This is a genomic window from Muricauda sp. SCSIO 64092 (assembly GCF_023016285.1).
In the GTDB taxonomy this organism is placed as follows: Bacteria; Bacteroidota; Bacteroidia; order Flavobacteriales; family Flavobacteriaceae; genus Croceivirga.
Map to the genome: position 1 here is coordinate 1,332,232 of NZ_CP095413.1, position 14,690 is coordinate 1,346,921.

Genomic DNA, 14,690 nt, shown 5'->3' on the forward strand with positions numbered 1-14,690 from the left:
ATGAAAATTGCACTATTCTCCGATATTCACGCCAATCTTCCTGCATTGGAAGCCTTTTTTGAAGATTTGGAAAAACACCGTCCGGATGCCACCTATTGTCTTGGGGATTTGGTAGGCTACAATATTTGGCCCAATGAGGTCATCAATGAAATCCGTAAACGTCAAATCCCTACCATCGCGGGCAACTATGACTTTGGCATAGGCAGGAGGAGCGACGACTGTGGATGTGCTTATAAAAGTGATGAGGAAAAAGCCAATGGGGCCGTTTCCATTTCCTTTACCAATCAAATCGTGAACGATGAAGAGCGGGCCTATCTAAAAACATTGCCCGCACATATTAATTTGGAGTTTCAACTAAACGGGGAAAAGGCAACGATTTTATTGGTACATGGGAGTCCCCGGCGTATCAATGAATACCTTTTTGAGGACAGGGCAGATAAGAGCCTATTGCGAATTATGAGGGATGCCAATGCCGATGTGATGTGTTTTGGACACACCCATAAGCCCTATCACAAAACTTTGCCCGATCCCGAAAATGAAGCATCATTGTATCGTCACGCCATTAATATTGGCTCCATTGGTAAGCCCAAGGATGGGGATAAAAGGGGATGCTATGTGCTTTTAACCATTGATGGGAACTTTGCGAAGGGAAAAAAGGATGGTATCTCCGTGGATTTTATCCGTTTTGAATACGACGTGGAAAAAGCGGCCAAAGCAGTGGAGGGAAGTATACTGCCCAATGCCTATGCAGAGGCTTTAAGGGTTGCCAAGTAGGCCGTCCACGAAATGTTCCCATCAAGAACCCCATGAAACGAAAAGGGGGAAGATTCCAGGCCGTGACCGCCTTGTCCGGTCCAAGGAGGTCTTTTTTTGATTCTCCGTCAATGAAAGCTTGACAACCGTTTGATGTTGTATTTACCTTACTTGGGAAAGCTCGGTATTTTCCCTCGGTTAAACCATGGATTGAAAGGCCCGCATGACAACTGCGGGCCCTTGGAACAAATTTAAAAGGTAGCTTTATGGATCAAAAGGAAAACCGGCATCGATTTCTGTCCAGAGAGGTCTGGCCGTTTCACCCAAATCACCACCTAAAGTTCCAGAATTTCCATTGGTGCTCGAATCCTGAACCGTATTTCCCGTGCCTTCATCCAGTTTCCAGTATCCCATGAGACCTGCTTCGTCTCCATTTAGTCTTTTATCATAATTCGCAGCAATCTCGGCAGCTGTCCTTGCGTCGTCCCAAACACGGATATCGGTCAATCCACCTATCCAGTATCGGCTGGGTTGTGCAGCACTTCTTCCAATCTCAAAATCGTTGACCGCTGAGGTATTGATTGGATTGCCACCTGAAGCAGCCGTGGTAGGTTCAGGCTGACCATCAACATAAAGCAACACACTGCTCAAAGGCACTCCTTCAGCAGGAACCACAATGGCAATATGGTGCCACTCTCCATCGTTCAAGGGCTTGGTCCCCACTACACCACCACCATTGTATTCGACTCGAAGTGCCCTATTGGCATTATGCAGTCTTACATCCCACTTCTGGGCGCTTGAGTTTTCACCCCAGGACATAATTATAATGTTGTTTTCCGAAGACGTTGTTCTTACCCATGCTTCGCAGGTTCTTGCCCCACCTCCGGTGACCGCTTTAAATCCGTCCACTTTGATGTAATCGTCACCTTCAAAAGTCAGGAAACTTGGTGGTACAATTTTACCGGCCTCAAATGCTGCCACTGCTGTATTAAGATCCATAAGCGCCTGGTCAACATCCAACTGTTGTGCCGCCAGATTGTCCGCAACTACTTCGGCAGCGTCAATAGCGCCTTGTAAAATCGCTTTTGATCCCACGGCATACTGACCATTTTCCGTGCCTTCAACCGCGTTGTCCACCAATTCCTGTGCTGACGTTATGGCATCGTTCAACGCAGTAAAATCGGTATCAGCAATTACACTGGCCTCGAATACCGTGGTAGCCACATTCAAATCGGTTTCTGCCCCATTTATTTCACTCTGCGTTGCACTTGCATTATCCGCAACCACCTGGGCAGCATCGATGGCCATTTGAAAAATTGCTTTTGAACCAATGATATAATCCCCTATTTCGGTACCTTCCGGCCCGGCATTGTCCAATATCCCTTGTGCTGCTAAAATGGATTGTAACAGTGAGGCATTATCGATGACCACGATACTGTTGCGATAGGTTTCCAAAGCCAAGGTCAATAAATTTATGGCGCTATCAACGGTGCCTTGATTGACTGCTGTTGTTTTGTATGCACTGTACCTATCAATGGCATCTTGTAGAATTTGCGTCGCACCGAACACAACATCACCACCTCGATCTCCCTCCTTTGAAGGGTCCGCTTCCGCCTGTGCCTCTGCAATTATCGCATCCAATGCGCCGTAGTCAATGGCCGCAGTGGAATCATCCTCATCACAGCTCCAAAAAGTGACATTGCAGGCCAACAACAAAAAGATAAATTTTCTCATGATTTCTATTTGGTTTGATTGGAATTCTTAGATGTGTATCAACCCATGAAAAGGGCTGAATTTTCAGAATTCTAATATAAATCGATAATTAATTTCATTTTTCTCATTACATGGGCAAAAATGTTGCATGTTGCATAAAAAGGGATCAACATGGATAATGGTCATTGATTTTTAGGAATACTGGATTGTTTGGCGATAGGTTGTTGAATAGGGATAAAATATCAAAGTAGGTCCTTATTTGTTGCAAATTGAGAGGCGCATTTGAATGCTGGTTGGGGCCACGGTATTTTGCTTTAAATATCCATATCCATGAGAAAGGTCTTAGCACACTCGGTTTTTGTACTTCCGTTATTTTTTTTGATCAACTGTAGTTCAGGTTCCCAGGATGACCCCCAAATAACTGAAGAAGAACAGCAAGAAGGGCAAAATGGCAATCAAAATGAAGAACCCACAATCGAAATAAGCAGCATTATCAATACCAGCGACCAGGGCAAATTAATAGATGCCTTTTTCTTTGATCTAAAAGGCTGGCCCGATAGGACCAATACCGTAGAAAAAGCAACTGCCTATTTTGTGAACGATGGCATGAATGGCATTCGGATATCCATTTATGGTGATATTCAACGGCCAGCACATCCGGGCCCCGGTGTTGTTGTAGAGTCCCAATATGAACCTATGTTGACTTCCATTACCACCGCCCTATCGGTTAAACCGGACCTAAAGATTTTTGCCAGCAAAAAACTGAGGAGTACAAATTCCTTTCCGGATTGGGTCAAGGATAATACGGGAATCATACCCAAGCAGTATGCGATTATGTTGGCAGATTTTATTGAATTTATGAATGGAAAGGGCATCACTATTGATTACTTGGGCATTGACAATGAGTTTGTGTACAATGAAGGGAACATCACTCCCGAAAAATATCATGAAACCATTTTTGAGTTACGGGTATTGGCCTCTACCCGCGGCTTTGACCTACCTATTCTGGTAGGCTATGAGGATTTTGGCCCCAATAAAAGAAATTGGGTCCAGATTTTGATGGAAAGTGGATGGGGCAACGATATGGATATTTATGGAACCCACTACTATCCGCAGTTTAGGCCCAAGGATAAATTGATTACCGATCTCAACTCCATAGACAATAGACCTTTCTGGGCAACAGAACCGCACTGGGACAAGGTTAAAACCGAAAATCCAGATGTCTTTTTAAATGCGGAAGCGGCCATGGTTACGCTTTGGGATCAAACCGATTTGGGAATGACAGGCTTTATGTGGTGGAACTATAATTTGGAGGATGAGCTACGAACCCGCCTTATGCAGGCAGCCTCGACCCCACTTCTTTATTCAAGGCCCATATCGATGACGGATATCGATGGGGAAGATTTGACGGAATTGGGGAAGTTACAGAGTAGGGCGTTTATCAAAGCAAACCAAGTAAACGTTTATTTTGTGAATATGTCCGATACTTCGTATACGGATTATGGCATTGCCTTGAGTGACAATCAAAAAATCGCGGATAATGTGGTTTATACACAATGGCGTGAGACCACCACCATCGATGGCCAACAATTGTCCGGCACAGTAACTTCGGATAATACCGCTGTTCAAGTGAACCTTCCAAAGCGTTCCATTACCAAAATCGATTTAACAATCCAAGATTGACATCTTCTTCCTATCAACATAGGTAGGGCTTAAAACCCTTTCTGAAAAAAGCACCGGCCCCTTTTTATTACATCAATGAACGGCTAAATCGGGAGTCCAATAAAAACACAAATGGGTTGTCCAAAAGTCCATATGTGCATTGGTCACATCGAGCGCAGTCGAGATGTATTTGATATTCGGAACTTTAAAAAGTTCTCGACTGTGCTCGAACCGACAAAATCTTCTTTTTGGACAACCTCTTTTTGTGACCTAAAATCTTTACGACCCGTTATAATAGCTTGGAATCTCCATCAACAATTACTGATTGATAATTTTTATGGTCTGTTTCCCCACATTGGTATCCAACTCCAAGAAATATAACCCCTTTAATCGTGTACGAAGGGAAATTTGCATCTCGGTCCTTTTTCTTAGTTTTCTACCAGTCTTTACAATCTTTCCCTGTACGTCATACACACGGTACCCGTTCACCTCCACCGTATTTGGTATTGCCAGATCAATTTGGTTGACAACAGGGTTTCTTCTAAGGACTATTTGATGCTGCAACAGCTTTTGGTCTTCCAAATTGAGTTGAGTGGTCAACGCGGTTGTACCTCCGTTGCTTGATTCGGTTTTCACCACGGTCAGGATGTTGGAGGGATAAAAGCTTTCCCCCAAACTGTTTTCTGCCTTTACAATATAGTAGTACGTGCCCACTTCCATAGCGGAACCATCAGAATACGTTGTCCCAACAATACCTTCCGCAACCAACTGATATCCATCCCACGGCTCGGAACTTCGGTATAAATTAAAGGTCCCGCCATTGGTAAAAGCAGTTTCATCCCAGGTCAGGTTAACCGTGCCATTGGAATCTTCGCCACCTCTAAGGTCATAGGGGGCAAATGGTAGTGTTGCCTGCGGTGTAGCACTTAAAATACGGGATTGATCGCTGATTCCCGCTCCACTATATGCCCTGACCGAAAAGAAATACTTTTGTCCGTTCTGTAGCCCTTTTAGATTAAAACCACTGGTATTGCTGGCCTCGACCTCTTCGGTCAATTGATTTCTATCCGTTCCATAATAGACCTTATAACCATTGGCATTGGCAACACTTTCCCAAAGCAAGGTCACCCGGCCATCTTTTGGTCTTACCCTTACCAATTTTGGTTTTTGTGGACGTTCATATTTAACCTTGATGATATTCGAAATCGCACTTTCACCTACCGAATTGAAAGCGGTAACCGCTATGTTTGTTTGTTTTCCATAGCTCAATGGCAATAGGTATTCGTTGTTTTCACTCCCCGTAATCTCAATCACCTGGTTTAAGCTGTTCTGGTTGTGGCCCATCTTGATTCGATAACCATCGGCCTGGTCATCTTCCCACCATTTCAAATGTAGGCCCGATGAAGTAACTTCAGATTTGAAGATCCTATTGGTTTTGGGCGTACGTTGACCAACCACCCATTCCAATCGCGTCATACTGTATCCTGGTACGGTGATTTTTCCGTTGGATAAATCTTTGGTTTCCTGGGTGGGTAAAATCCCTGAAAGAACCAGGGGATCGTCACTGGTAATCGAAGTAACCAGAACATCTTGAGGCAAATCCATACCTTGTAAAGTGATCTCATGGGGAATACTCGATTTATTGGAAATCAATACATAGTCTTTGTTATTTGCGCCGTTGTACGCCCTTGCAAACAACGCTGGTATTTCGGAGACCAAACTATTGGGATGCTCAGCGGCAACCACTTCACCTCCGGTGACCTCGGTGTCCAATGAAAAATTACTGTTGTTCAAAGCTTCACCAGCGATAAGGATAACCTCTCCCTGAGTGGAAATATTGAATCCATATTCAATGGCATCCGCATCCACATCGGTCCCCGAAGCGAAGGCATTGTCCAAGAGACTGTTGTGATTGAAATTGGGAACAACAACATCCACATTGAAAACATGTAATCCCAAATAATCCATATTATCGAAAACGGTATTCCTGATCATAAACTCGGCGTTGTACATTCCCGCATAATAGCTTTTGTCGAACCCGTTGTTGAAGACATTGAATTCGGTGATGAAATACCTAAAATCCTCACCGTATACGTTCCGTGCTTTTGTAGGAGCATCGGTCCCCCCAATTTTCATGCCCGCGTTGGCATTTCTGATGGCCAAATCGGGAGCGGGGTTGGAATTATTGAAAGACGCATAGGAATGATAGGATAGGACATCGTAATATTGCGGATTAAAATTCCGCACACCCAGGGAAAAGTTCCCGCTGAAATCCACACCCCAATCGGCATTTGGTGCGGTCAGGGCCCCACTGTACCCCTCTTTGATAGCCTGGTCCAACGCTTCCATTTTAGCGGCATAATCGGCTCCATTATTGTAAAACCAATGATTTCTATTCGGCAGGAAGAAATACGGCTCGTTATTCAATTGCCAATATTCCACTACAATGTTATTGTCCTCGCAAAACTTTGCAAAAATGCGGGCTTCTTCGGGGCCAGCCATAAATCCAGGCCAGGTAACAATCAATTTGGCACCGGCCTCTCCAAGGGCTTGATACAGATCATAGACCAATTGCGGCCCTTTGACTTCCACACGCTCATAGGCTTTCACCTGATTATTTACCCTTCTGAATTGCTCTATCCATTCCAACTCATATTCTCCCGTGTTCATGTTAAAAGGATCGCTTATGGTACCGGAAAGGTATCGCATCCACCCTGTTTTTCCCGCTTTTAGGGCATCCACAAATTCCGGGTTTTTATAACTCCAGGCTTGATCTACACTTCTATTATTATAACCAAACAACCCATCTTTCAACCCATGCCTTTTATTTGGGTCAATCGTGATGGTCGCCAAGGATTTTACGATACTATCCCTAAATGTGGTTATGGCATTGGATAGGTCAACAAGACCCTGGTCAATTACTTCTTGGGCAATTCCATCAATAAATACGGACGTGGCCATACTGATCGCATTAAAGAAGGTATCCACAGCCGCTTGGGGATACTCACCAGGATTGCTGCCTACCTCGGCTGACACAGCCAGTTCCGAAGCTTCCAGAAGCAGTCTTCGCAAATCCCATTTATTAACACTTCCGATGATGACATCATCCATTTGTATCCTACCTACATCAAATAAATAAGGAACAAACACTTCCAACGAAGCAACATTTGAGGTAAGGTTCAATAGCGGTACGTCTTGACCCTCCGGTTTTTCAACTCCATTTACACTCAAACCCATGGTATTGTTGTCCGTATCTATCTTAAGTAAAACAAGATGGTCAAAATCTTTGGGGACAATGGCGTTGCGGTCGGTAAACACTACTGTTGACGTTGGGTTTCCTTCAGAATCCAATCCCGTTACCAACTCAATACCATTTTCGAAATCTATTCTAGCGACTACATCTCCAATTGAATTCTTAATGGAAACCGGGGCATTCATAGTCTGCCTGTCAGTATTGAAAATGAATCCAAAATACACTACTCCAGAGGTTTCCGTGAATGTCCTGATGGCTGTTGCCCTTTGTTGAACCGCGGGGTCGTAGGCGATGTTCAATCGATCATCCACAACAGTAACAAAACCTGTAGTTTCAGGTCCTTCTGACCATCCATTGGGCAATCCCGGGTCGCTAAAGGTGTCAAAGGCCAATAGTCCCTGTGGTTGGGGAGCCAACCCTTCCCCCGTAACCTGGACCCTGCCCGTAAAAATATCATCCCCTTCAATAAGAACACTATCTTCATAGGTAACCGTGAGTACAGGTGCAAACCGAACATAGATGGTCCGATCAATAGTACCTGAAGCGTCCGGTTCCAGTGGGAAAGCCGCACTGGTAAAACCGTCCGATTCGTTTAAACTGACCTGAAAGCCATCAGGAGGGGTAATCGTAATGGATTGGGTAAGCCCGGATAGTTGTAATTGAAAACTGTTTGGAGCAGAGATCGTCCCGACCGCTATTCCGGTAAAATCGTCCACCGATGTTGTATTTACAAATTGAGCGGGCTCAAGAACATAAAGGTTTTGTTGGGCGGTGAAGTACAGTTTCCCATTGGTTACCACAGTATTTGTATTGACTGTACTCCCTGTGCTACCGGGAACTAAATCCTCAACCAGGAACACATTTGTCCCATCAGTGGCGAATAGTTCATTTCCGACGTTTCCAAAGGGCGAAGTATCATTCGTATTGGCATTGAAATAGGCATATCCGTCCAAAAAGCCCAAAAAATTTGGGTTACTGGCCCCATTGGTAATCAAATCGATTATTTGATTGGTACCTATTGCAGTACCATCGCTCACCCATGGCTCATTGCCAGCCCCCCCATTGGCCCTAAAGAAAATCCTGCCGGTCGCGGGGTCACCCAATTGATAAACTGGATTTGAACCTCCATTGGAGCGCAGGTCGGCTATTTTTTCGGTCCCGGCTTCCGTACCATCGGTAATGTAAGGCTCAACACCTTCATTTCCTTGTTTTGCCCTGAAAAACAACTTATTTCCTACAACAAAAAGATTTTTGATATCCGCCTGTTGGTTGGCCCCAGGATTGATTTCCTTTACCAACTTTATGGTCTCGTCACCCGTATCGAAATACCGCAATTCCTTACCCGTTGCGGCACCCCCATCATGGCCCCTAAAAAATAGGGTGCCATTAAAGATTGCTGCATGCTCCGCCGTGGTTTCTCCCATTCCGGAGCCGCCTCCGGCAAACAGATCTTGAACCTGGCGTGTCCCTGCGGTAGTACCATCACTGATATAGAGTTCAAAACCTTGTGAGCCGTTGTTGGCCCTGAAAAAGACATAATCGTTGTTCTTTCCGTAAACGATGTCCGTATTTGCCGGAGTGCCATCGGCACTGCCAGGAGCAATGTTTAAAAGCAACTGGGTTCCAGCATCGGTACCATCACTTTTCCACATTTCCTTTCCATTGGTACCATCATTGGCCATAAACAATACCAAACCATTGAATGCTATCATTTGCTCAGGGAAACTGCCTCCCCCGGTGTTGATATCCTTGATCATGTAGGTTCCCGCATCGGTACCATCGGAAAACCAAAGTTCCGCACCATTCACGCCATCCGTGGCCCTAAAAACAATACCATTGTCAAAAGGGATTACCGATACCAACCCATCCTCACCAGAGGGATTGATATCCTTGACAAAAGTGATGGACTCGGTGGCCAGGTCATAAAAGAAAAGACCATTGCCATTTTCCGAATCGGTAGCTTCAAAAAACAATTTATTTTGAGAAAGGGTCAAGGTGCTCGATTTGAGCCCTGTTGTTTCAAAATTGGTAAGCCGTTGTATTTGCCCAAAGCAAAAAGCAGTCACCAGTAAAAATAAGGGAAGGGTTAATTTTTTCATAGTTATTGATTTTCAATAACTTAAAGTATATCAATCCTTCATACCGGACGTCTCAAAAAAGGGTTGTAATTGTTGCCCTACGGTCTTAGGTAGGAAAATTTGTATCGTTTAGGGGTTTTATCTGTCCATATCCCCTTCTAAAGGCTTATTTTTTTGTCCCGATCAGCGTTTAATGTACCGTCGGCGAGTTTTAACTCTACCATTTGCAGTGCACTGGTTCGATTTTCGAGAGGCTGTTCATAAATAGGTTTGCCATCATATTCCCGTTTGTATTCCACATGATAGAATAAGAAAGCGCGACTATCCTTTACAAGTACGCTGCCATGTCTCGCGCGGGCAGTATCCATTTTTCCTTTACCCGGTTTTTTAAGGATATGCCCCTGAAATTCCCACCTTGAGGCATCTTTGCTATGATACACGGCAAAGCCCTGGTGTGGGTCGGTTATAAGCCAATAACTGCCCTTCCACCGAAATATATACGGTGCTTCTTCATAACCAATTCCCGTTACTTGGGTATGGTAAACATCGCCCAGGGGTTGATCGATGGTTTTCCAGTTTTTAAAATCTTTTGTGGTCTGGTGTATGAGCGTATAATCCTGATTCCGGTACTTTGCACTCTTGGCCATAAACCACAGATGGGCCGTATCCCCTACCCAATAGGTTGATGCATCCAAAGTGCTAAGTGTGTCAGCATGCATGACCTTCCTTTTCTTCCAGCCCGTTACGGGACTGTTCAGGGAGGTGGTGTAATGCACAATGGAACCTCGCCCTCCCCATGGCCCTTTAACCGTAAGCGTATCAGGTTTAAAGGTGGCGAACATATGCAAACTGTCCTTGGTAGTTATAATTGCCGGTGCCCAAAAGGTAGCTTTGGCATCTTTGGAATCATGCGCTCCATCAAATTGACAGTACCCTTCAAATCTCCAATTTGCCAAGTCCTTGGATGAAGCAACACCTATAGGGGTCTGTAAAAACGTATTCTGTTTACCTGAGCGCCGAGCAGTATAGTAAATAAAATAGGTGTCGGAAGAGGGATCGAATACAATCTCAGGGTCACACGAACCTTGATAGTTGGGGTCTATATAAATCGGTTTAGGGACCTCCTCCCCTTTTTTTTGGGAACATGCCAAAAACACCAAAGAAAGGGATATGATAACAATGTTATGCTTCATGATTTTGCTTCTTGACACCCCACATTTTCCCCTTTTTTAGGGAACAGCCCTTGATATCCGTAATATCCCGTATTAATAAGGGTAGAACGAATGTAGAATTGATTTAACTTGGGGTGGTTTTCCAGTAACAATAACTCTTTTTCAATGGGCTTTGCCTTATTTCCAAGATTTTGAAGCACAGAAAAAGCCGTAAAATGATTGTTTTTCACCTCTAGCAGAATATAGTTAAGGGCGTCTTGGTCATTGTTATGTTTCACCAAAAGTTCAGCAGCAAGAAGCCTGGATTCGATTTCCTCATCACTATTTTTGAAAATCGAAGTGATTTCCACGATTGGTGGTTGGGGCAAACGTCCGTGTTCAAAAAGTTGCAATATGCCCAAAACGCCCCAATAACGTAAAGCCGCATCCCCATTTTCCATCAATTCCATCAATTTTGGCAGATCGATTTGTGTTGCGGTGCTGGCCAAAGCCGCCGCATCAATTACGGCCGCCACGTCTTGATCGGTATTTCTGACATAGTTATAAAAGGGGATGCTATCCTCTTTTCTACGCATTGACCACGGATACAGTCCCAAATCCCTTTTCGACTTCATAAAATGAAGCAAATTTGCTTTCATACGGCCTATTTTTTCCTGGTGCTCCGGGGCATCAATAAGATTTTTCACTTCGTAAGGGTCATTTTCAGTGTCATAAAACTCAAATGGTTGCATAGGTTTCCAGAATACACTCTGTAGCGAATCCGTATCCCCTTCCAAATAGGCCATGTCCCAAGCCTGGTAGGATGGCATTTGCCATTGATAGGACTGTCGTGTTCCGTTTGGGTAAGCCGTATTGAAGTTCCTTATGAACCGGTATTTTCCATCGGTAAGGGCACGGGATGGAATAAAATTCCGTTCTTGATTGGCCCGGTACATGAAAAGCTCCTTTTTGGGTTTGGGCAAGTTTTTCCCCAAAAAAGGTTGCCCCATCATAAAATCAGGAATTTCAATATCCAAAAGGTTAAAAATTGTGGGAGCAAAATCAACAAAGCCGACCAAGCGGTTATCACGGCCCACTGTTTTTACTCCTGCCAAATGTTTGAATTTATCCGGAAAATGTACAAGCAGCGGCACTTGGGTACCAACTTCATAAACAAAGGCCTTTGCCCTTGGCAAGCACCCTCCATGATCTGAATAGAAAAAGATGATCGTATTTTCCAGTTCACCGGAATTCTTTAATTCCCGTAAGCGCCTTTTAACCCATTTATCCATTTTGGAAACGGAATCATAATGCCATGCGATATCGTCACGAATCTCTGGCAGGTCAGGTAAATAGGCTGGCAAATCAATGGAATCGGGATGTATTGTTCTTGGATTCCTATCAACCGTATCACGGGTGGCAATACGCTTGGTGTGGGTACCATTATAATTGAAAACGGAAAAAAAGGGTTGGGTCCTGTTCGACCTATTCAAATAGGTAGCTCCTTTTTTTGAGGCGTCCCATAAATTTTTAGGCCGGTTGCTGTCATTGTAATCAGTTTTACTGTTATTTGAAGTGTAATAACCCGCCCTTTTTAGGTAAATGGGATAATAAAATTCTTTGGGAACGGGTCTTCTTTCGCGATGCCAATCCGTGGCCAACATAGGTGCATAAATCCCCGAAATCAAAGTGCTTCGGGCCGGAGAGCATTGCGCACCATTTGAGTAGGCCTTATCAAAAATGATGCTCTTCTTTGCCAACGAATCCAAGGTTGGGGTATTGGTATGTTCATTTCCATAGAAAGACAGATATGGGCTCATATCCTCAACCACCAGCCAAAGTACATTGGGGCGTTGCAATTTTTCCTGCTTGGAACAGGAAACCACTAATAGGGAAACACTCAAGAAAAATAGCTTACCAATATGCATTTGCAACCCATTGTTTTTCAAATAGTGGTTCATAGGTTTCATTTTTTTAAGATTACAGGAACCAATGGCAATCAAAACCAGTATGGCACACACCAATGTAAGGTTTGCATTTCTGATGATATTCACTTGATTTCATATTTATAAAACCTAAAGTCCGCAGCATCGGCAATCCCTAAATCAATATGTCCTTCGGCATCCACTTTCTTGTGTTCGGTCGTACCCGTCATGACGTTTGTCAATACAAGGGTCTTATTCTTTATAAAATGGAGTTTCATGGACTTGGCAGCCTCTCTATTATTGATTTCCCTAAAAACCATGAGATACCCTGAATCGGTATCAGGATTATAATTTTGAAACCCCGGCCAACTCGCATTATCCGGTTTTTCACCTATCGGGAATACAAAGCCCTTGTACATTTCGTCCCTATGGGTCTTATACACTTTTAGGACTGGGCGAATCTGGTCCCGGGCCTCTTCTGAATAATATCGGGTTTCCTGAAAAAAAATGGGAGAGCCCATCAATGCAATGGCCACACTATAGGGGTGATTGTGCAAATGGGCATCACTCAATTGCCTGTTTACACGATCAATGTTCTGTATGCTTATCTGAAATTTGTTCAGGTTGGTATATTTGGCCACCTGCCATGTATCACGCAATACCAAATAAGGGTGGTACAATACATGGGGCGGGTTTATGGGCTTTCTGTTTTCAAGATAGATATTGCCGTATTCCCTTCCAAAGAAATAACCGATTCTGGCGGGGTTTTCGGTAACGTCCCAGTTAACGCGTGCTTTATGGTCAGTGGCCAGGATAAAGGTCCTTACCTTATCGACGAGCCCATGGAATTTTTCATAGGTATCCAGATTTGCAAAGTCGAGTTTATAATAGGCAAACCCACCGGTTTTATAGTGCCTCAGCAAATCTTCGCCGGGAATGCCCCAAGCAGCCCACAGACCCAGCCTGATCCCCTCCTTTTTTGCGGAAGCCTTGATGTTCTTCCACCCTTCTGGATACACATCGTATTGGCCAAACTGTTTGCTGTTGGCCGTGGGCACGTCATCCCATGTCTTATATTGGAGGCCCTGCCAGCCGTCATCCACCTGTTGTACATCTATTCCAAGGTCTTTTTGGCTTTGTATCTCGGTCAAGATATTGGCCTCCCGGGAAGCGTACAGGCTCTCATCCTTGGTCGATCCGCTCCCCCAATTATTGGCCATGATATAAATGTCCCTTTTGGAGTCGATGGGATAGCGAATTCGATCAAATTCTTTTAATGCCAATTGCCGATGGCTATCATCACCTTTGTATGCAATAAGCCAGTAAGCCCATATTGGCCTATATTCGTTGGTAAGGTCGCCAGCCCCTATGCCAAGACCGGAAGCATATACCCCATAATCATCAATATGGAAACCGCCCGTATTTACCCCAGACTGGTTAACACATTTGTGCGATTCCTGTATGAGCATCAATCCATCATTGCCCGATTGTAGATCAATGATACTGGGCCATTGAAAGTCGGTGGCTCCCTTGGTAATTTCCTCTTTGAGAATCTCATCTTTTGATGTATTGCGACGTTGGGTATGATTGTAATATCCTATCAATTTGGTCGTCACCCCCTCAGTGTCCACAGGAAGATATTCGGCCCTGGCATTCCCTATTTGGTTATCGGGCACTTGAAAGTTTGCCAACTTTTTGACAAAAAGTTGGGTCCGCATACCAGGGGCCTTGGGGTAGGCCCAGATAACATACTTAAGTCGGATGCCTTGTTCAGGATATTCGAATTCCGCCACAACCTCCAGATGTTCCGAAGTAAAACCTTCGTCATTGGCCCGCTGGGCCGAAAGTCCCAATAGTCGGCCTTTCGTATCCGGGGACAGTATACCGGTCAGGTTCCAATCCGCCAAATGTCCTTCGGTTGTTGTACTGGGCCGTTGGGCATCGTTTTCAACGGTTTTGGTGAGCAATCCAGCAGCAGTGAGTTCCCATTCGCGATCAATCTTTCCGGTACTTACATGAAGGCGGTTGCCTCTGGTAAATGCCTTGGCTTCCAGAAAACTTTCATTGATCTGGATTGGGAATTTTTCAGTGGTACAGGCCGCTCCCAATAGTGCGGTAAGCAGGCAGACAATCAAATGGTTTGGTCTCATTTTTC

At 44.4% G+C, this 14,690-nt stretch carries 7 protein-coding genes; 2 read left to right on the plus strand and 5 right to left on the minus strand.

From position 1 onward, the window contains the following. Positions 1 to 774 (plus strand): metallophosphoesterase family protein, encoded by a 774-nt coding sequence (locus L0P88_RS05660; protein WP_247133645.1) that lies wholly within the window; start codon positions 1 to 3, stop codon positions 772 to 774. A 243-nt stretch (positions 775 to 1,017) separates the two neighbouring features. Here L0P88_RS05660 and L0P88_RS05665 read toward each other — a convergent pair whose 3' ends face one another. Beyond that, positions 1,018 to 2,487 carry a LamG domain-containing protein gene (locus L0P88_RS05665; protein WP_247133646.1) on the minus strand — a complete coding sequence of 490 codons (1,470 nt, stop codon included), beginning with the start codon at positions 2,485 to 2,487 and terminating at the stop codon, positions 1,018 to 1,020. Between the two features lie 309 nt (positions 2,488 to 2,796). Between L0P88_RS05665 and L0P88_RS05670 the strand changes: the two genes are divergently transcribed. Then, entirely contained in the window at positions 2,797 to 4,149 is a 1,353-nt protein-coding gene (locus L0P88_RS05670) for a hypothetical protein (RefSeq protein WP_247133647.1), read from the plus strand. A 297-nt stretch (positions 4,150 to 4,446) separates the two neighbouring features. Here the strand turns inward: L0P88_RS05670 and L0P88_RS05675 are convergent, their stop codons facing one another. The 4 genes from L0P88_RS05675 to L0P88_RS05690 all read right to left on the minus strand — a co-directional run bounded on the left by L0P88_RS05675 (position 4,447) and on the right by L0P88_RS05690 (position 14,685). After that, positions 4,447 to 9,480 carry a fibronectin type III domain-containing protein gene (locus L0P88_RS05675; RefSeq protein WP_247133648.1) on the minus strand — a complete coding sequence of 1,678 codons (5,034 nt, stop codon included), beginning with the start codon at positions 9,478 to 9,480 and terminating at the stop codon, positions 4,447 to 4,449. 137 nt (positions 9,481 to 9,617) lie between these two features. After that, positions 9,618 to 10,652, minus strand: coding sequence for a family 43 glycosylhydrolase (locus tag L0P88_RS05680; RefSeq protein WP_247133649.1), 1,035 nt, complete (start codon positions 10,650 to 10,652; stop codon positions 9,618 to 9,620). Beyond that, positions 10,649 to 12,664, minus strand: a complete 2,016-nt coding sequence (locus tag L0P88_RS05685) for a sulfatase (RefSeq protein WP_247133650.1) — start codon at positions 12,662 to 12,664, stop codon at positions 10,649 to 10,651. Before L0P88_RS05685 ends, L0P88_RS05680 begins: the two co-directional genes overlap by 4 nt. Next, positions 12,661 to 14,685: a hypothetical protein gene (locus L0P88_RS05690; protein WP_247133651.1), complete on the minus strand. Its 2,025-nt coding sequence runs from the start codon at positions 14,683 to 14,685 to the stop codon at positions 12,661 to 12,663. Before L0P88_RS05690 ends, L0P88_RS05685 begins: the two co-directional genes overlap by 4 nt. Between the last annotated feature and the right edge of the window lie 5 nt (positions 14,686 to 14,690).